This window comes from Magnetospirillum gryphiswaldense MSR-1 v2 (assembly GCF_000513295.1).
Lineage (GTDB): Bacteria > Pseudomonadota > Alphaproteobacteria > Rhodospirillales > Magnetospirillaceae > Magnetospirillum > Magnetospirillum gryphiswaldense.
Genome location: NC_023065.1, coordinates 433,532 through 453,383 on the forward strand (window position 1 = coordinate 433,532; position 19,852 = coordinate 453,383).

At 62.9% G+C, this 19,852-nt stretch carries 14 protein-coding genes; 5 read left to right on the forward strand and 9 right to left on the reverse strand.

Features of this window, described 5'->3' with window-relative positions; translation table 11 throughout:
• The first annotated feature begins 49 nt into the window (after positions 1-49).
• From MGMSRV2_RS02080 to MGMSRV2_RS02090, 3 genes are all read left to right on the forward strand, one after another.
• On the forward strand, positions 50-907 hold the full coding sequence (locus tag MGMSRV2_RS02080) for a hypothetical protein (RefSeq protein ID WP_144084259.1): 858 nt from the start codon (positions 50-52) through the stop codon (positions 905-907).
• A gap of 82 nt (positions 908-989) precedes the next feature.
• Entirely contained in the window at positions 990-2,777 is a 1,788-nt protein-coding gene (gene aspS, locus MGMSRV2_RS02085) for an aspartate--tRNA ligase (protein ID WP_041633392.1), read from the forward strand.
• A gap of 262 nt (positions 2,778-3,039) precedes the next feature.
• Positions 3,040-5,118, forward strand: a complete 2,079-nt coding sequence (locus MGMSRV2_RS02090; RefSeq protein WP_144084361.1) for a bacteriohemerythrin — start codon at positions 3,040-3,042, stop codon at positions 5,116-5,118.
• A gap of 116 nt (positions 5,119-5,234) precedes the next feature.
• Here MGMSRV2_RS02090 and MGMSRV2_RS02095 read toward each other — a convergent pair whose 3' ends face one another.
• The 8 genes from MGMSRV2_RS02095 to MGMSRV2_RS02130 form a co-directional block, all read right to left on the reverse strand.
• Positions 5,235-6,128: a hydroxymethylglutaryl-CoA lyase gene (locus MGMSRV2_RS02095; RefSeq protein WP_024078662.1), complete on the reverse strand. Its 894-nt coding sequence runs from the start codon at positions 6,126-6,128 to the stop codon at positions 5,235-5,237.
• Complete coding sequence (locus tag MGMSRV2_RS02100; protein WP_024078663.1) at positions 6,125-8,119, reverse strand: acetyl-CoA carboxylase biotin carboxylase subunit; 1,995 nt, start codon at positions 8,117-8,119, stop codon at positions 6,125-6,127. The genes MGMSRV2_RS02095 and MGMSRV2_RS02100 overlap by 4 nt, the downstream gene beginning before the upstream one ends.
• A gap of 3 nt (positions 8,120-8,122) precedes the next feature.
• Positions 8,123-8,908 (reverse strand): enoyl-CoA hydratase/isomerase family protein, encoded by a 786-nt coding sequence (locus MGMSRV2_RS02105; protein WP_024078664.1) that lies wholly within the window; start codon positions 8,906-8,908, stop codon positions 8,123-8,125.
• Between the two features lie 4 nt (positions 8,909-8,912).
• The gene (locus MGMSRV2_RS02110; protein ID WP_024078665.1) at positions 8,913-10,520 is read right to left on the reverse strand and encodes a carboxyl transferase domain-containing protein; all 1,608 of its coding nucleotides are present in this window, start codon (positions 10,518-10,520) and stop codon (positions 8,913-8,915) included.
• Positions 10,520-11,683 (reverse strand): isovaleryl-CoA dehydrogenase, encoded by a 1,164-nt coding sequence (locus MGMSRV2_RS02115; RefSeq protein WP_024078666.1) that lies wholly within the window; start codon positions 11,681-11,683, stop codon positions 10,520-10,522. The genes MGMSRV2_RS02110 and MGMSRV2_RS02115 overlap by 1 nt, the downstream gene beginning before the upstream one ends.
• A gap of 97 nt (positions 11,684-11,780) precedes the next feature.
• On the reverse strand, positions 11,781-12,800 hold the full coding sequence (locus MGMSRV2_RS02120; protein ID WP_158497718.1) for a TRAP transporter substrate-binding protein: 1,020 nt from the start codon (positions 12,798-12,800) through the stop codon (positions 11,781-11,783).
• 10 nt (positions 12,801-12,810) lie between these two features.
• Entirely contained in the window at positions 12,811-14,898 is a 2,088-nt protein-coding gene (locus tag MGMSRV2_RS02125) for an adenylate/guanylate cyclase domain-containing protein (protein WP_024078668.1), read from the reverse strand.
• Between the two features lie 93 nt (positions 14,899-14,991).
• A complete protein-coding gene (locus MGMSRV2_RS02130) occupies positions 14,992-15,621 on the reverse strand; it encodes a TetR/AcrR family transcriptional regulator (RefSeq protein ID WP_024078669.1) in 630 nt (209 codons plus the stop codon).
• Between the two features lie 163 nt (positions 15,622-15,784).
• Between MGMSRV2_RS02130 and MGMSRV2_RS02135 the strand changes: the two genes are divergently transcribed.
• Complete coding sequence (locus tag MGMSRV2_RS02135; RefSeq protein WP_024078670.1) at positions 15,785-16,963, forward strand: GGDEF domain-containing protein; 1,179 nt, start codon at positions 15,785-15,787, stop codon at positions 16,961-16,963.
• Positions 16,964-17,012: 49 nt separating this feature from the next.
• Complete coding sequence (locus MGMSRV2_RS02140; RefSeq protein WP_024078671.1) at positions 17,013-19,019, forward strand: YgiQ family radical SAM protein; 2,007 nt, start codon at positions 17,013-17,015, stop codon at positions 19,017-19,019.
• Here MGMSRV2_RS02140 and MGMSRV2_RS02145 read toward each other — a convergent pair.
• Positions 19,016-19,705 carry a porin family protein gene (locus MGMSRV2_RS02145; protein ID WP_041633393.1) on the reverse strand — a complete coding sequence of 230 codons (690 nt, stop codon included), beginning with the start codon at positions 19,703-19,705 and terminating at the stop codon, positions 19,016-19,018. The genes MGMSRV2_RS02140 and MGMSRV2_RS02145 overlap by 4 nt on opposite strands.
• Positions 19,706-19,852: the final 147 nt, after the last annotated feature.

Consider the following 19,852-nt stretch of genomic DNA (forward strand, 5'->3'; position numbering starts at 1 on the left):
GTGCATTATGCGCATGCATTCACTCATCCAAATTTCGTGTGTCATGCTGATGGCAACCGTTGCAAGTGCATGTACTCGGCTTGCCGATTCCTATCAGGTCGATCCGGTATCCAAGACCCGCTTGGCCGGTCCCGGCGTCACGGCGAGCGGCAAGCCCGATGGTACCTTCAAGGTATTCGACCTGGACAATGACAGTCTGGTCGGCGGCTGTGGTTACAAGCAAGCCGTCGACGACATGGCCTGCCGTTGGCGTCTGATGGATTTCCTGATCGGCCTGTCGGAGCAACGTTGCTCCGATCACAAGGCCAGGATTGAAAGCAGCGCGGCGGTCAGCGATTTCGGCTTTTCCTCGGTGACCACCGTGCTGGGCGGGGTTGGCGCCATCGCCACCGGCGCCACCACTGCCCGGGTTCTGGCGGGCAGTGCCGGCATGGTCAGCGGCGTGCATGCCGACTGGAACGAAAGCGTCTACATGAACAAGGTGGCCACGGCCATCGTTGCCCGCATTGATGCCAACCGGGCCGCCATCTTGAACGAACTACGCACCGCCCGGGAAAGCGCGTCCGAGCCCAACAGCGGCAAGGTGTTCACCACCGAGGCCATGTTGGCCGGGATTTATCGCTTCCACGAGGCCTGCTCGTTCTATTCGGCGCTGAGCAGCATGACCCAGAATGCGGCGCTGCCCGACACCGTGGAAAGCGTGCGCGGGCGAGTGGAGATGGCACAAAAGGACGTTGCCGCCCTGGAGCAGCAGATCGCCACCACCACCGATCCCAAAGCCTTGGCGGCGTTGCAGCGCCTGTTGGCGACCAGGGTCAACACCCTTAATTTCCTCACCACCCAGTTGGGGGTGCTGGAAACCCGGGCCGGCTCCGGTCTTGGTGCGGCGCCCGCCACCAGCCAATGATAATTCCTTTCCATCTTGACAATCCCCCGGTGGCGTGTGTCTTTTCCCGTTTCTCGCGCACCCACCGGGGATCGTTTTGACCATGCATCAATATCGCACGCACACCTGCGGCCAGCTTCGCGCCAGCGATGCCGGCACCATTGCCCGCCTGTCCGGTTGGGTCCACCGCAAGCGTGACCATGGCAACCTTCTGTTCGTCGATTTGCGCGACCATTACGGTCTGACCCAGTGCGTCTTGGATATTTCCAGCGCCGTTTTCGCCACCTTGGAAAAGGCCCGGCCGGAAAGCGTCATCACCGTCACCGGCAAGGTGGTCAGCCGCACCAGCGACACCATCAATCCGCGCCTGCCCACCGGCGAGATCGAATTGCAGGTGGCCGAGATCGAGATTCAGTCCATCGCCGACGTGCTCCCCATCCAGGTGGCCGGCGACCAGGAATATCCCGAGGACATGCGGCTCAAGTACCGCTTCCTCGATCTGCGCCGTGAAGACGTGCACGCCAACATGATGCTGCGCTCAGAGGTCATCGCCTATTTGCGCAAGGCCATGCTGGACCAGGGCTTCACCGAGTTCCAGACCCCGATCCTGACCGCCAGCAGCCCGGAAGGCGCGCGCGATTATCTGGTCCCCGCCCGTCTGCATCCCGGCAAGTTCTATGCGCTGCCGCAGGCGCCGCAGCAGTTCAAGCAATTGCTGATGGTGGCTGGCTTCGACAAGTATTTCCAGATCGCGCCGTGCTTCCGTGACGAGGCCGGTCGTGCCGACCGTTCCCCGGGCGAGTTCTACCAGCTCGATTTCGAGATGAGCTACGTGACGCAAGACGACGTCTTCGCCGCCATCGAGCCGGTGCTGGAAGGCGTGTTCAAGCAGTTCGGCAAGGGCCGCAAGGTCACCCCGGCGCCGTTCCCGCGCATCCCTTACGCTGAATCCATGCTGAAATACGGCTCGGACAAGCCCGATCTGCGTAACCCCATCGAGATCGCCGACGTCACCGAGCCGTTCCGCGGCTCCGGTTTCGGCCTGTTCGCCAAGCTGGTGGACAAGGGCGCGGTGGTCCGTGCCATTCCCGCCCCCGGCGCCGCCAACCAGCCGCGCTCGTGGTTCGATAAGTTGAATGAATGGGCGCGTGAAAACGGTGCCGGCGGTCTGGGCTATATCCAATTCGCCGCCGATGGCGCCAAGGGCCCCATCGCCAAGAACCTGGAACCGGAACGCATCAACGCCATCAAGCAAGCCGCCAAGTTGAACGACGGCGATGCCGTGTTCTTCGCCTGCGACAAGGAATTGCCGGCGGCCAAGTTCGCGGGACTGGTCCGCACCAAGATCGGCAACGATCTGGACCTGTTGGAAAAGGACGTGTTCAAGTTCTGCTGGACCGTGGACTTCCCCATGTACGAGTTGAACGAGGAAACCGGCCAGATCGATTTCAGCCACAACCCGTTCTCCATGCCCCAGGGCGGCATGGACGCGCTGGAAAACCAGGACCCGCTGACCATCAACGCCTATCAGTACGACATCGTCTGTAACGGCGTCGAATTGTCGTCGGGGGCCATCCGCAACCACCGTGCCGACATCATGATCAAGGCCTTCGGCATCGCCGGCTATGGTCCGGAAGTGGTCGAGGAAAAGTTCGGCGGCATGTTGAACGCGTTCCGCTATGGCGCGCCGCCGCACGGTGGCTCGGCCCCGGGCGTCGATCGCATCGTCATGTTGCTGGCTGATCAGCCCAACATCCGCGAGGTCATCTTGTTCCCCATGAACCAGCAGGCCCAGGATCTGCTGATGGGGGCGCCGGCCGAGGTCGATGCCATGCGCTGGAAGGAACTGCACATCAAGCCGGATCTGCCCAAGCCGAAAAAGGAAGGCTGATCAGCCCAGCTTTTCCTGCAACGAGGTGCAAAATCAAAAAAGCCGGACGAGAGATCGTCCGGCTTTTTGTTTCTGCGTCTTAAGGATGAGGCGTCCATGCTAAATGAAGGAATTAACTTATTGTGCGTATGCCTTTATTGTCAGTAATGAATTGACCGTTATGGTTACGTGCTATTGATATTAATATATTACGGTATTCTTATTTTATTTTGTATGCTTCTTCAATAATCTGCGCGAATGTGAGGCTGTCATGTTTTCTAACATGAACATTGGGGCGCGCATGTCCCTTGGGTTTTTCCTCGTCCTGGTTTTGACCTTGGCTATTGGCATCATCGCCGAAATTTCTTCGGCGCAATTGTCGGAATTGACGGCCAAGCTGTATCGGCATCCCTTTGCCGTCACCAATGCGCTGTCCGACGCCAATGCCAACATCATCGCCATGCATCGGTCGATGAAAGACGTGGCGCTGTCGCAGACACCCGAGGACCTAGCCAAGGCTGTGGCCGACGTGGATGCGCGGGAAAAGCGGGTCTACGACAAGTTCAATCTGGTGCGCGAACGCTTCCTGGGCGACAAATCCGACGTCGAGGCGGCGGCCAAGGCCTTCGCCGATTGGAAGCCAATCCGCGATCAGGTGATCGTCGCCATCCGCGACAATCGGCGCGAGGACGCCGCTGAAATCACCAAGACCAAGGGGGCGGTTCAGGTCGCCTCCATCAATGCCACCTTGGACAAGGTGATGGTCTTTGCCTTCGACAAGGCCGAGGCCTTCATGGTCAATGCCCAGGCGACCAAGGACCGTATGACCATGATCACCCGCCTGTGTTTGGGCGGCGCTCTGATTTTGGGCGTGACCGTAGCTTGGTGGATCACCCGCGGCATCAGCCGGCCCATCAACGCCATGACCGGTGTGATGGATCAACTGTCGCAGAACAAGCTGCAAGTTGACGTCCCCTATGCTGGCCGTGGCGACGAAATCGGTCGCATGGCCAAGTCGGTGCGCCACTTCAAGGATCAGTTGGTGCGGGTGCACCAGCTTGAACAAGAGCAGGAAGAGCAGAAGCGCCGGGCCGAGGTCGATCGTATGACGGCCATGCGCAAGATGGCCGACACTTTTGAAGGCAGCGTCGGTGCGGTGATCAATACCGTGACCTCGGCGGCGACCGAGTTGCAGGCGGCGTCCAGCCAGATGGCCGGCACCGCCACCGAAACCAGCGCTCAGGCGACCACGGTGGCGTCTTCGGCGCAACAGGCCTCGGCCAATGTGCAGACGGTGGCCTCGGCCACCGATGAACTGGCCGCCTCCATCGAGGAAATCACCCATCAGGTGGAACGGGCGCAGACGGTATCCGGTCGGGCCGGGACCGAGATGGACAAGGCCACTCTTCAGGTGGAAGCCCTGTCGGAAAATGTCGGCAAGATCGGCGAAATCGTCAGTCTGATCGATCATATCGCCAGCCAGACCAATTTGCTGGCGCTGAATGCGACGATTGAGGCGGCTCGCGCCGGTGATGCCGGTAAAGGCTTCGCCGTGGTGGCCAACGAGGTCAAGGGGCTGGCCAACCAGACCGCCAAGGCCACCAGCGAGATCGCCACTCAGATCCAGGCGGTGCAGCAAGGGACCGCCGCCGCCGTCCATGCCATCGGCGACGTATCTTCGGTCATCGCGGAAATGGCCGCCATCAGTGCGGCGGTCGCCGCCGCCGTCGAACAGCAAAGCGGCGCCACCAACGAAATCGCCCGCAATGTCGAGCAGGCCGCCGACGGCACCCAGCAGGTGACGGAAAATATCGTCTCGGTCGAGCAGGCGGCGCGGGAAACCGGATCGGCGGCGGAACAGATCAGCATTTCCGCCACCGATCTGTCGAAGCAGGCGGAATATCTGCGGCATGAAGTCGGGCAGTTCCTGTCCCAGGTGCGGGCCGACAAGACGAAAATGGTTCTGTTGACCTGGACCGACAATCTGGCCAGTGGCGTCGCCAGCATCGACGCTCATCATCAGGAAATGTTCGCCCAGTTGAATGCCTTCTACGGCGAGATGATGGCCGGCGACAGCGGCAAGGGGGCGTTGACCATGTTGGCGGCCATTGAACGCAGCATGTCCACCCATTTCGCCGAGGAAGAAGCGCTGATGACCAAACACCGCTATGGCGCCGCCGATACCCATCGCGGCCACCATCGCGACTTCCTGGCCAAGGTGGCGTTGATGCGTCAGGACATCGAGGGGCAAAAGCCCAATGCCATGGCCAATTTCTTCGATTATGTCTCGACCTGGTTGGCCGAACATATCGGCAAGGAAGACAAGGCCCTGTTCACCGCCCTTAAAACCCAGGCGGCGTAAACGAAAAAAGGGGCCGGACGATCACTCGTCCGGCCCTTTCAGTTTACGGTTCTTGGGAGACATCCTTCCCCGTTCCCAGGGAAAAGCCCGCTGCAACGAACCACTTTGCCACGGGGTCAGTTCAGCGCGCGGGCCACCTTCGATCCGTTGGGCCGCCCCAGGCGATCGCAAATGAAGGTGCCGGCCTCGATCAATTTTCCCAGGTCGACGCCGGTGTGGATGCCCATGCCGTGCAGCATGTAGACCACATCCTCGCTGGCGACGTTGCCGGCGGCGCCCTTGGCATAGGGGCAGCCGCCCAGGCCGGCGACCGAGGAATCGACCACCGCCACGCCACGTTCCAGCACCGCCAGGATATTGGCCAAGGCTTGGCCGTAAGTGTCGTGGAAATGCGCCGCCAGCATGGTTACCGGCAGATGGGCGGTGACGGCGTCGATCATGGCTTGCGCCTTCAACGGCGTGCCGACACCGACGGTGTCGCCCAACGAGATTTCATAACAGCCCATCGCCGCCAGCTTGCGCGCCACCCCGGCGACGGCGGCGGGGGTGATGTCGCCTTCATAGGGGCAGCCCAGCACGCAAGAGACATAACCGCGCACCTTGACGCCCTGGTCCCGCGCACGGGTGATGACGGGGGCGAAACGGTCCAGGCTTTCGTCAATGGAGCAATTGATGTTTTTTTGCGAAAAGCTTTCCGAGGCGGCGCCGAACACCGCCACCTCAAGCGCCCCCGCCGCCAAGGCCGCTTCCAGTCCCTGCATGTTGGGGGTCAGCACCGGATAGACCACGCCGGGTTTTTGGCCGATGCCGGCCAGGACCTCGGCGCTGGCGGCCATTTGCGGCACCCATTTGGGGCTGACGAAGCTGCCCGATTCGATCACCGGCAGCCCCGCCGCCGTCAGGCGGTCGATCAGGCCGATCTTGGTTTGCACCGATACCGGGCTGGCCTCGTTCTGCAAGCCGTCGCGGGGGCCGACCTCGACGATTTTTACGGCGGGCGGGATGGTCATTTCGCCTCCGTCACCTCGAAGGTCACCAATTGGGCACCGTCGGCAACCTGATCACCGGCGCCGTACAGCACTTCCTTCACCGTGCCGTCGGTGGGGGCCTTGATGGTATGTTCCATCTTCATGGCCTCGACCACCATCAAGACCTGACCCTTTTCCACCACCTCGCCGGCCTTGACCAAGGCCTGCACCACGGTGCCGGTCATCGGCGCGGTCAAGCTGCCGCCGGCATCGGCGTCCTGGTCGGCGGCCTTGGCCGAGGGGTCGTCCAACTTCAGCTTCCAGGCATTGCCGGCTTCCAGCACGGTGATGTCGAAGCCTTGGATGACCACGGTGGCCGATTTGCGCTCGCCGTTGATTTCGGCGGTGACGGTGCGGCCCTGGCGACTGGCGCCCCTGACCACGCACTTGCCCTCGGGCATGTCCATGTCCCAGCCAAGGCTGCGGAAATGGACGGTGACGAGACGCGCCGTCTCGTTGTCGATCAGGCGGAAATCATGATGATTGTCGTCATTCATGCGCCAGCCATTGGTCAGCCGCCAGGGCGAATGCGGGTCGTCGCGGCGGGTGGGCGCGGCTTCGCGTTCCATCAGCATGGCGGCGGCGGCGAAGGCCAGGGCGGTGCTGGGCACGGCCTGGGCGCTTTTCAGCAGATCGTCGCGATGGCGGTTGATGAAGCCGGTATCGACCTGGAAGGCAGCGAAGGCGGGATGGCCGGCGATGGCCGCCAGAAAGCCCACATTGGTGGTCATGCCGGCGATTTCATAATCGGCCAAGGCCCGGCGCAACCGGCGCAGGGCGCGGTCGCGGTCCTCGTCCCAGACGATCAGCTTGGCGATCATCGGGTCGTAGAAGGCGGTGACGGCATCGCCCTGGCGTACGCCGGTATCGACGCGCACATGGGCGTTGGTGGCCGGCGGCGCCAGATGCACCAAGGTGCCGGTGGCCGGCAGGAAGTCGCGGTCGGTGTCCTCGGCGTAGATGCGGGCCTCGAAGGCGTGGCCCCTGCGCACCAGTTCATGCTGGCCCAAAGGCAGCGGACGGCCCGAGGCCACCAGCAATTGCCATTCCACCAGATCCTGACCGGTGATCATCTCGGTCACCGGATGCTCCACCTGCAAGCGGGTGTTCATCTCGATGAAGAAGAATTGGCCGTCCTGATAGAGGAACTCCACCGTGCCGGCGCCGACATAATTGACCGCCTTGGCGGCGGCCACCGCCGCCTCGCCCATGGCTTGGCGCACTTCCTCGGCCAGCAGCGGGGCGGGGGCTTCCTCGATCACCTTCTGGTGACGGCGCTGGACCGAGCAATCACGCTCGAACAGATAGATGCCGTTGCCAAGGGAATCGCAGAAAATCTGGATTTCCACGTGGCGGGGATGGTCGAGGTAACGTTCTAGCAGCAGGGAATCGTCGCCGAATGCCGCCTTGGCCTCGCGCTTGGCGCCGTTGATGGCGTCGACCAGTTCGCTTTCCTGGCGCACCACCCGCATGCCCTTGCCACCGCCGCCCGCCGATGCCTTGACCAGCACCGGATAGCCCATCTTGTTGGCGGCGGCGACCAGTTCGGCCTGTTCCTGGCCCTGGCCGTGATAACCGGGGACCAGCGGCACCCCGGCGTCTTCCATCAGTCGCTTGGATTCGGCTTTCGAGCCCATGGCGCGGATGGCCGAGGCCGGCGGCCCCATGAAGACGATGCCGTTGTCGGCGCAGGCTTCGGCGAAGCCCGCGTTTTCCGACAAAAAGCCGTAGCCGGGGTGAATGGCCTGGGCACCGGTGCGTTTCGCCGCGTCGATGATGCGGTCGGCCTTCAGGTAGCTTTCGCTGGCCGGGGCCGGGCCGATCAACACCGCTTCGTCGGCCATGGCCACATGCATGGCATTGGCGTCAGCCTCGGAATAGACGGCGACGGTGCGAATGCCTAAGCGCTTGGCGGTGCGCATGACCCGGCAGGCGATTTCGCCGCGATTGGCGATCAGAATTTTGTCAAACATGGGTTATCCCCCGATCCAGCCGGCTTTGCGCTTTTCCAGAAAGGCCCGCACCCCCTCGCGCCCCTCGTCCGAGGCGCGGATGGTGGCGATGCGTCCGGCGGTCCAGTCGCGTAAATCGTCGTTCAATTCCTGCTCGGCGGCGCGCACGGCCAGTTCCTTGGCCGCTTCCATGGCCTTGGGGCCGTTGGCCGACAGTGCCTTGATCCAGCGGTCGCGCACCTCTGTCAACTGGTCCAGGGGCACCACTTCCGACACCAGACCCAGTTCCGCCGCCTTGGCGGCGCTGAAGGTCTCGGCGGTCTGGAAATAGCGCCTTGCCGCGCGGCCACCGATGGCGCGGACCACGTAAGGCGAGATGACGGCGGGGATCAGGCCCAGCTTGACTTCCGACAGGCAGAAACTGGCGCTGTCGGCGCACACCACCATGTCGCAGCAGGCGGCGAGGCCGACACCGCCGCCATAGGCCGAGCCCTGGACGACGCCGATGACCGGCTTGGGCGCGCTGTCGATGGTTTGCATCAACTTGGCCAAGGCCCGCGAATCGGCCAGATTCTGCGCGTGGTCGTATTCGGCCATGCGCTTCATCCAGTTAAGGTCGGCGCCGGCGGAAAAGCTTTTGCCGGTGGCGTCCAGCACGATGATGCGACTGTCGGCGTCATCGATGGCTGCCTGGAAGGCCTCGGTCAACTCGGCGATCAGCAGGTCGTCGAAGGCGTTGTGGCGGTCGGCCCGGTTCATGGTGATGAAGCGGGTCGGGCCCCGTTGGACGATGATCAGGGACTCGCTCATTTCCTTACATCCTGAACACGCCGAACTTGGTCGGTTTGATGGGGGCGTTGAGCGAAGCGGAAATCCCCAGTCCCAGCACCATGCGGGTGTCGGCGGGGTCGATCAGGCCGTCATCCCACAGCCGTGCCCCGGCATAATAGGGGTGGCCCTGGGTTTCGTACTGGGCGCGGATGGGGGCCTTGAACGCCTCCATGTCCGCACTGGCCCAATCCTCGCCCTTGGCCGCCATGGAATCCTTCTTGATCTGGGCCAGGACGCCCGCCGCCTGTTCGCCGCCCATCACCGAGATGCGGCCCGTGGGCCACATCCACAGCATGCGCGGTTGGAAGGCGCGCCCGCACATGCCGTAATTGCCGGCGCCGAACGAGCCGCCGATGAGGACGGTGAATTTGGGCACGTTGGCGCAGGCCACGGCGGTGACCATCTTGGCGCCATCCTTGGCGATGCCGCCCGATTCGTACTTCTTGCCGACCATGAAGCCGGTGATGTTCTGCAAGAACACCAAAGGAATACCGCGCTGGGCGCACAATTCGACGAAATGGGCGCCCTTGACGGCGGATTCCGAGAACAAAATGCCGTTATTGGCGACGATGCCCACCGGATAGCCCCAGATGCGGGCGAAGCCGCAGACCAGGGTCTGGCCGTAGAATTGCTTGAACTCGTCGAAGCGCGAACCGTCGACGATGCGGGCGATGATTTCGCGCACGTCATAGGGCTTGCGCGGGTCGGCGGGGATGATGCCGTAGATTTCCTTGGGGTCGTAACGCGGCTCTTCCGGCGTGGCGATGTCGAGGCTGACCGGCTTGGTGCGGTTGAGGTTGCCGATGACGCGCCGGGCGATGGCCAAAGCGTGGCCGTCGTCCAGCGCGTAATGGTCGGTGACGCCCGACACCCGGCAATGCACGTCGGCGCCGCCCAAATCCTCGGCGGTGACGATCTCGCCGGTGGCGGCCTTGACCAAGGGCGGTCCGCCCAGGAAGATGGTGCCCTGGTTCTTGACGATGATGGATTCGTCGCTCATGGCCGGGATGTAGGCGCCGCCCGCCGTGCACGAGCCGTGCACCACCGAGATTTGCGGGATGCCGTCCGCCGACATCTGCGCCTGGTTATAGAAAATGCGGCCGAAATGCTCTTTGTCGGGAAAAACCTCGTCCTGCTGCGGCAGGTTGGCGCCGCCCGATTCCACCAGATAGACGCAAGGCAGGTTGTTTTCGCGGGCGATTTCCTGGGCCCGCAGATGCTTTTTCACCGTCACCGGATAATACGATCCACCCTTCACGGTGGGATCGTTGGCGACGATCATGCATTCCTGGCCCTGGATGGCGCCGATGCCGGTGATGATGCCGGCAGCGGCGATGTCGCCGGAATACATGCCGTAAGCGGCCAGTTGCGACAGCTCAAGGAAGGGCGAGCCGACGTCGAGCAGACGGCGGATGCGTTCGCGCGCCAGCAGCTTGCCGCGCGATTCGTGGCGGTCGCTGGCCACCTTGCCGCCGCCTTGCTTGATTTCCGCCACCACCTTGCGCATGTCATCGATGACGCGCCCGGTGGCTTCGGCATTGGCACGGAACTCGTCCGAGCGGGGGTTGATGGCGCTTTTGATGACGGACATCACTTGGTCTCTTCGAACAGTTCACGACCGATCAGCATGCGGCGGATTTCCGAGGTACCGGCGCCGATTTCATAAAGCTTGGCGTCGCGCAGCAGCCGCCCGGTGGAATATTCGTTGATGTAGCCGTTGCCGCCCAGGGTCTGGATCGCCTCCAGCGCCATCCAGGTGGCCTTTTCGGCGGTGTAAAGGATGACGCCGGCGGCGTCCTTGCGGGTGGTTTCGCCGCGCGTGCAGGCCTTGGCCACCGCATAGGCATAGGCGCGGCAGGCGTTCATGGTGGTGTACATGTCGGCGATCTTGCCCTGCATCAGCTGGAAGGTGCCGATGGCCTGACCGAACTGGGTGCGTTCGTGGATATAGGGGACCACCACGTCCATGCAGGCACGCATGATGCCCAGGGGACCGCCGGCGAGGACCGCGCGTTCGTAATCCAGGCCGCTCATCAGCACGTTGACGCCCTTGCCGACGTTGCCCAGTACGTTTTCTTCCGGCACTTCGCAATCCTGGAACACCAGCTCACCGGTGTTGGAGCCGCGCATGCCCAGCTTGTCCAGCTTCTGCGCTACCGAAAAGCCCTTGAAATCCTTTTCGATGATGAAGGTGGTGATGCCCTTGGAGCCGGCATTGACGTCGGTCTTGGCATAGACCACCAGGGTGTCGGCGTCGGGGCCGTTGGTGATCCACATCTTGGTGCCGTTCAGGATGTAGCGGTCGCCCTTTTTCTCGGCCCGCAACTTCATCGACACCACGTCCGAGCCGGCATTGGGCTCGCTCATGGCCAGCGCGCCGATATGGTCGCCGGAAATCAGCTTGGGCAGGTATTTGCGCTTTTGCGCCTCGGTGCCGTTACGACGGATTTGGTTGACGCACAGATTGGAATGCGCCCCATAGGACAGGCCGACGGAAGCCGAGGCGCGGCTGATCTCCTCCATGGCGATGACGTGTTCCAGATACGACATGCCGGCGCCGCCGTATTCTTCCTCGACCGTCAGGCCCAGCAGGCCCATGTCGCCGAACTTCTTCCACAACTGGTTGGGAAATTCGTTGCTGTGATCGATCTCGGCGGCCAGGGGCGCGATCTCGGCGGCGGCGAAGGCGGCGACCTGATCGCGCATCATGTCGGCGGTTTCACCCAGGTCGAAATTCATGGTGGCGTTGAACATTCGGACGGCTCCCGGTGTCAGGGTCTTATTGTCTAAAAACGAACATACGTTTTTTTAATCGGCGCGCAAGAGGGATTTGTGTCCCCAAGTGCGGATATCAGTGACTGGTGGAAATCGCGGTCCGGAATTTTTCCAGCCACGCCGCATCCTTGCCCAGGGCTTCGACGATGGCTTCCTCGACCGGCGGCTGCATGGTTTCCTTGAATTGCTGACGTTCCTGCGGCGACGGGGTCAGCACCGTCAAGCGTTTGGCCAGACCGACGCGGCCGCGTTCGGTCTTGTCGACGGCATCCACCGTGTGGCGGCCAAAGGCCAGGGCATCGCTGGCCGCTTGGCGCACCAAGGCGGCATCCTCGGCGGTCATGGCGTTCAGGGCGGCGGTGTTGAACAGCCAGACATAGGGCGAATAAATGGCGTCGATGAAGGTGGCGTAGCGCTGCACCGTGTCGAAATTGCGGGCCATGATCACGGCGGGGGGACTCATCTGACCATCGATGGCGCCCATGGCCAGCATGGACAATTCGTCGCGCGACGATACCTGGACCGGGCGAGCGTTGACGGCGGTGATCATGGCATCCAGGGGGGCGAAACCGGGAATGGCGCGCAGGCGCAATCCCCACATGTCGTCGGGGTCGGTGATCGGGCGGTCCAGGTTGGTGAGGACGTGAAAGCCGCCGGGATCGGCGAAGCCCAGCAAGGTCAGCTTGGTCCGTGCCGCCATGTCGGTGGCCATGTCGCGGACGAAGGGGCCGGCCATCACCTCACGGGCTTGGGCGATGGTGTCGAAGGCGAAAGGCAGTTGTGTCGCCATCAGCGGCGGATAAAGCGCGGTGACGCCGCCGACGGTGACCAGGGCGGATTGGATGACCCCTTTGCTGGTCAGGCTGGCCATGTCGCGGTTGCCGCCCAGTACGCCGTCGGGGAAGATTTCCACCGCCAGCCGGCCCTGGCTTCGTTCCGCCAGCAGGCGGCGGAATTCCGCCGCCACCGCCGCCACCGGGTCCGAGGCCGACACTTGCGGTTGGGCATGGGCCAGGAAGATCTGGACCGGTTCGGCCCGGACGGGCAAGGCGGCCAACACCATGAAGGCTAGACCGAGAAGGCTGCGCTTGAGCATGTCCATCGCCCTATTTGCTGTCGAAACGCAAGATACCGTCCCAATCGGCGGTTTCTGCTTGTGCCAACGCCTTCAGGTACAAGGCGGCGGCCTTGTCGTGCGGGCGCATCTCGGTGAAATCGGTGAAGGCGCGGGCGGCGTCGCGCCATTGACGACGTTCGATCAGGGCCATGGCTTCCCCCCACAGCAATACGTCGGTGGCCGGGTCGCTGCCTTCGCCCAGCAATTCGTGCACGTCGATGGGCAGGCTGGTCCCCACCGCCAACACCCGGCCCATGGGCCGCAGGGTGAAGCGCCCGGCCACCGCCTGGGCGACGTCGCCGGTGACCAGCAATTGGGTGTCCAATTGCTTGTTCAGGCTTTCCACCCGCGAGGCCAAATTGACCATGGCGCCCAGGGCGGTGTATTGCATGCGGTCGCTGGCCCCCACATTGCCGACCACCGCCATGCCGGTGTGCAAGCCCATGCGGGTCTTCAACTGCCCGCCATCCGCTCCGCCCAAGGTCGCCGCGTCTCGGCAGGCCAACATGGCGCGGCAGGCGTGGGCCACATGATCGTCATCGTCCAAAGGCGCGTTCCACAGGGCCATGATGGCATCACCGATATACTTGTCGATGGTGCCGTGATGGCGGTGAATGGCGGTGGACATGGCATCGAAATAGGCGGACAGCCAGGGCAGCACCTGTTCCGGCGGCATGGCCTCGGTGGCGGCGGTAAAACCTTGCAGATCGGTGAACATCACCGTCAGCGGTCGGCGCTGTCCGCCGACCGAGGTGCCGATGCCCGATTGGATGATGTTGTGCACCAGGCTTTTCGGCACATAGGTGCCAAAACTGGCAAGCCCGGTCTTCATCGAGGCGATGGCCTTGGCCAGCTTGTCGATTTCCACCACCGGCGAGATCACCTTGACCGGCTGGCCCAATTCCAGGCGGCTGATGCGGTCGGTTTCGGCGATCAGGGTTTCCATGGGCTTGACCAGCATGCGGGCAGCGCGCTGGATGGCCAGGGCGGCGATGCCCAGGAACAGGCCGCCGGCCAGCAGGATCAGCAGGCTGGCCTTCTTGATCGGGCCGACGAACTCATCTTCGGCGACGACCACGCCGATGGTCCAGGTACTGCCGAATTTATTGGTGAAGGGGCTGAAGCGGACCATCCAGTCGGTGCCGTCCTCGGCTGATTGCACGACGAAATTGTCGCCCTTGCCGGCGCGCCAGCCGCGCACGGCCTCGGCCACCACCGAATCATCCACCTGGGCGCCGTCGACCAAGTGCAGGTTGGTGCCATCCGAACGGCTGACCTTGGTTTCATCGGGATGGCCGATCATGCGTCCGGCACTGTCCAGGATGAACACCCTGCCGGTCACCCCCACCTTCTGTTCGCGCAGGAAGGCGGACAGGGCGGCGATGGTCATGTCGGCGCCGAATACCGCCAGCCGTGCCCCGTCCGAGGTGGTCAGGCGACGCGACAAGGTCAGGCCGGGCTGCACCGGACCGGCGAACATGTAGACCGGTGAGCCGGCGATGTCGTCGAAGGGCAGGGCGGCCCGATACCAGGGCCGTTCGCGCGGGTCGTACTCAGTGGGGGCGCGTTCCAGCCCGACAACCTTGCCCCACGATGACAGATACAGCACGCTGTCGCGCCATTGGCCGGAACTGTTGTCGATGATCCGGATCAGCCAATTGGCGTCCTTGGGCAGCTTGCCGCCGGTGGTGGTGGTGTAGCTGCCATCCTGGGGCAGGTGCACCACCTGATAGAAGGCGCCATCCTCGTGCATGCCGAAATACAGGCTGAGGACGCCGGGCATCTGTTGCAACTGTTCCAGCATGGGGCGCAGCGCCTCGGGGCGGCGCAGTTCGCTTTGCTGGCTTTTGCCGAAGGCCACCGCCATGTCCAGGGCACGGGCCATGCCGTCCATGACATTGCTGACCTTGAAGGTGACCTGATTGGTGGCCAGTTCCATGGATTGCTCGGCCACTTGTCGGGCCAAGGTGGTGTTGCTGCGGTAAATGAAGCCGATCATTGCCGCCGACAGCGGCACGACGATCAGCAGGAACATCACCGTGATGCCCACGCGCAGACGAATGCGAACACGATCCATGGTTACCTTCCGCCCTATCGTCTCCCTGTCAGGCGGAAGACCCTATGCAGAATGGGGTAATCCAAAGGTGTTGGCAAAATAAACTTTTGCGCATCAACGCAAGCTACAGGTGTCCGATAGCTGGCTGTCTGGAACCAAACCGCGCAGAACCATGTCGCAATAGACCTGGGCCACGTCCTCGCGGCTCAGGCGGCCCGATGGGCGGAACCACGTGCATACGCCGGTCAGCATGGCCAGGATGCCATAGGCGGCGACGGCGATGTCGGGAATCTGGAACAGACCTTGCGCGCGACCGTCGTCCAGGATGGCCATCAGCCGTTTTTCGTACTGGCGGCGCAGACCGACGATGTCTTCGTAATGATTGGGGTCCAGGCTGCGCAGCTCCGAGGCGCCGATGAACACCTCGCGCTTTCTCAGGATGTGATAGGTGACGTGGAAGAAGATGAACGCCTTCAGGCGTTCCACCGGGCCTTGTCCGGCGGTCTTGGCCTCGACCTTGGCCAATTCGGCGAACAAAGCGTCCATGTGGGTCTTGATCAGGTCGTAAAGCAAATCCTGCTTGGTGCTGATGTGGTTGTAAAGCGACCCTACCTGCACGCCCACCTCGGCGGCCAGCTGGCGCAGGGTCATGGCCTCGTAGCCGTGTTCATGAATAAGCTTCAGGCCAGCCTTGCGGATGGCCTCCATGGTCTTGGGGCCATGGGAACCGACGGTGCGCGCCATGCTTTCAAGGTCCGATCAAACAAACAAGCCCTCGTATATCCGCCGATGAGGGCAACAGCGCAAGCGCCATATTGGCTTGTGCGTATAAGGGGTGGCGGAAAGCCATATGTTGACCAGCCTTTAGGTGTGGCGCTAGGGTGCGGCAAGCCCGCCGAGGATTACGATGGCCGAACCGTTTTTTATCCCGGATTTGCGTACCATCCTGGTGATGACGATCTTCGTTTTCGCCATCCAGGGCTTTTTTCTGTGGCAGCTTTACCGCATCAAGCGCCGCCCGGCCTTCGCCCTGCTGGCCTGCGGCTGCGCGGTGTTTTCGGCTGGCTTCGTCGGTTATTTCCTGCGCCCCTATCTTGGCCTCAACTGGTTGACCGTGGTGGTCGCCAATCTGCTGATCCTGGCCTATCCGGTTTTCCTGCTGGCCACCTTGATGCAGTGCCATGGCATCGCCCGACCGATCCGGGCGCTGTGGTGGGGGCTGCCCGGCATCATCGTGCTGTTGGTGGTGGCCGTGCTTTATCTGCGCGACAATCTTTTGGTGGTGGTCGTCGCTTCCGCCATCAACGGGGCGTTCTATCTGTTCATCGCCGCTTTCGTTGCCCGCCGCTTGCCGCTGAACGAGCCCAGCATGCGCATGACCCTGGTGTCCAACCTGCTGTTGGCGGTGGTTTTGTTCGGGCGCGCCGGGGTGGCGTGGGTGATGTACGAGAACCCGCAGGCGGCGCCGGCGGTGGCGGTGTGGCTGTCCTATACGCTGATGATCGCGCTGTTTTGCCTGTCGGCGCAGATTTACGGCCTGCCCTTGCAGGAATTCACCCGCAGTGAACGCACGCTTGAGCATCTGGCCTCGGTCGACCCGCTGACCGAGGTACTGAACCGCCGCTCGTTCTTTGCCAAAGCCCAAGGATTGTGGCAGTCGCATCAAAGCGACGGGCGCCCGTTTTCGGTGCTGATGCTGGATTTGGACCGCTTCAAGGCCATCAATGATCGCCACGGCCACCCCACCGGCGACCGGGTGATCGTCGCCTTTGCCCGCCTGCTGCGTGACGCCATGCGCCACGACGATCTTTTGGGCCGTATGGGCGGCGAGGAATTCGCCATCATCCTGCCCGGCGTGGCGACGGCGCAAGCCCTGGAAGTCGCCGAACGCATCCGCGCCGCCAGCGAAGCGGTGGAGGTGCTGTCCGATGACGGCTTCCGCGTGCGGTTGACGGTCAGCATCGGCCTGGCTCTGGGCGATGGCGCCACCTCTTTGGATGATTTGATGAAACGGGCGGATGCCGCCCTTTATCAGGCCAAGGATCAGGGGCGCAATCGGGTGGTCATGGTCGAACAGGCAGCTTAAACGACTTAGCCCCTCGTCAGAGGCGGCGGCAACGACTATGTAAGGGGGCATGACTGCACTCCTTCCCGTTTCCGCCCCGGCCCGGCGCCACGCCGTTCCCTTCCTGCCCATGTCGCGCGCCGAGATGGACCGGCTGGGCTGGGACCAGTGCGACATCATCGTCGTTTCCGGTGACGCCTATGTGGATCACCCCAGCTTCGGTGCCGCCATCATCGGCCGGCTGCTGGAGGCTCAGGGCTGGCGCGTCGGCATCATCGCCCAGCCCGACTGGAATTCGGCCGAGCCGTTCAAGGTGCTGGGCAAGCCGCGGCTGTTCTTCGGCGTGACCGCCGGCAACATGGATTCCATGGTCAACCGCTATACCTCGGACCGGCGCATCCGCTCCGACGATGCCTATACGCCGGGCGGCGAGGGCGGCAAGCGGCCCGACCGCGCCGCCCTGGTCTATGCCCAACGCTGCCGCGAGGCATTCAAGGATGTGCCCGTCGTCCTCGGCGGCATCGAGGCCAGTCTGCGCCGCATCGCCCATTACGATTACTGGTCCGACAAGGTCCGTCGCTCGCTGCTGCTGGATGCCAAGGCCGACATCCTGGTCTATGGCAACGCCGAGCGCGCCATCATCGACATCGCCCGCCGCGCCGATCAGGGCGAGGCGGTCAAAAGCATGACCGACATCCGCGGGACCGCCATCATGCTGCCCGCTGTGCCCGAGGGCTGGGTGGTGGCCGATTGGTCGGACATGGACGATACGCCACGCGTGCCCAAGGGCGACAAGGTGGTGGTGCGGCTGCCCTCCTATGAAGCGGTGGCCGCCGACCCGCCGCTTTACGCCCATGCCTCGCGCGCGCTGCATCTGGAAAGCAACGCCTCCAACGCCCATGCCCTGGTTCAGCGCCACGGCGAGCGCGAGGTGTGGATCAACCCGCCGCCCATTCCGCTGTCCATGATGGAAATGGACGCGGTCTACGACCTGACCTATGCGCGGGCGCCGCATCCGTCCTACGGCGATGCCAAGCTGCCAGCGTGGGAGATGATCCGTTTTTCCGTCAACATCATGCGCGGCTGCTTCGGCGGCTGTTCGTTCTGTTCCATCACCGAACACGAGGGCCGGGTGATCCAAAGCCGCTCGGAAGGCTCGATCCTGCGCGAGATCGAGGCCATCCGCGACAAGACCAAGGGCTTCACCGGCACCATTTCCGATTTGGGCGGCCCCACCGCCAACATGTATCGCCTCGCCTGCAACGACGACAAGATCCAGGCGGTGTGCCGGCGGCTGTCCTGCGTCTACCCGGATATCTGCAAGAATCTGGGCACCGATCACGGGCCGCTGATCCAGATTTACCGCAAGGCCCGTGCCATCAAGGGGGTCAAGCGCATCACCATCGGCTCGGGCCTGCGTTACGATCTGGCGGTGAAAAGCCCGGAATACGTCAAGGAGCTGGTCACCCACCATGTGGGCGGCTATCTGAAGATCGCTCCCGAACACACCGAAACCGGGCCGTTGTCCAAGATGATGAAGCCGGGCATGGGCGCCTACGACCGCTTCAAGCAGATGTTCGACAAGGCGGCGCAGGCAGCGGGTAAGAAATACTATCTCATCCCCTATTTCATCGCCGCCCATCCCGGCACCAGCGACGAAGACATGATGAATTTGGCCCTGTGGCTGAAGAAGAACGGCTTCAAGGCCGATCAGGTGCAAACCTTCCTGCCGTCGCCCATGTCGTTGGCCACCGCCATGTACCATTCGGGCAAGAACCCGCTGGCCCCGGTGCGTCACACCGGCACCGAGGACGTGGTCTCGGCCAAGGGGCTGAAGCAGCGCCGCCTGCACAAGGCCTTCCTGCGCTATCACGACCCGGAAAACTGGCCGGTCCTGCGCGAGGCGCTGAAGCGCATGGGCCGCGCCGACCTGATCGGGCCGGGCCAGCATCAATTGGTGCCGTCGGGTAATTATGCTCCGGTGGGCAAGGCTGTCGGCACACCGTTTCGCACCCAGCACAGCCGGGTCGAATTCAAGGGAAATGCGCGAGGCCCGCGACCGCCGAAAATGCGCTAGAACTTCCAGGCGGCATTGGCGACGAAGTTATGGGCGGTGAAATCGTCGCGTCCCTCGGTACCGCTGTCGATCCACATATAGCGATAACGCAGGCCCATGCTCATCTGATCGGTCAGATTGGTTTCCGCCCCGACCATGCCGGCCACGGCCAGATCGGTATGGGTGGATTCAAAATTGGTGGCCAAGGTGCCGATGCGGGTGATCTTTTCCTCGGTGGCGGCGAAGCCGATGCCGGCCCCCAGCAGCGGCGACACCTTGGTCTTGCCCAAGGGCGAAACGATGCCATGCACCATGCCGATGGCCGAAGAAACCGTGCCTTCCATGCTGGCGCTGCCGTTGACGGCAGTGGTAGTGCCGTTGCTGGTGACATTGCCGTTCAGGCTGATGTTGTCGTATTCAAAGCGGCTGTATCCCAGTTCCGCCTCGCCCCGCACATAATCGTTGAGGTGATAGCCGGCCAAGCCCGACACCGAATAACCGTCCTTGAACTGGTAGGTGCCGGCGGCGGTGGTGGTAATGCCGCCGCTGCTGGACGTACCGGAAAAGCTGACGTCTTCGGGCAGGACTATTCCGGCCTGAGCGCCCAGGTAGAACTTGCCCTTGCTGGCGCTACCCGCATCCTGGGCCATGGCCGCATTTGCCCCCAGAACGGCGAGGACGGCGAGGCCGGACAGCAGTTTATGCATGTTTTCTCTCCATTCAGGACAACCATTGCTCATGCGGTTCTGCCCTCAATGGTTTAACAAATAATTACAAGTTGATCATTTAACGGATGTTTTCCGATTTCGCCATTGTCGTCGAGCCGGAAGAAGAACGATCGGGATGGATGGAAA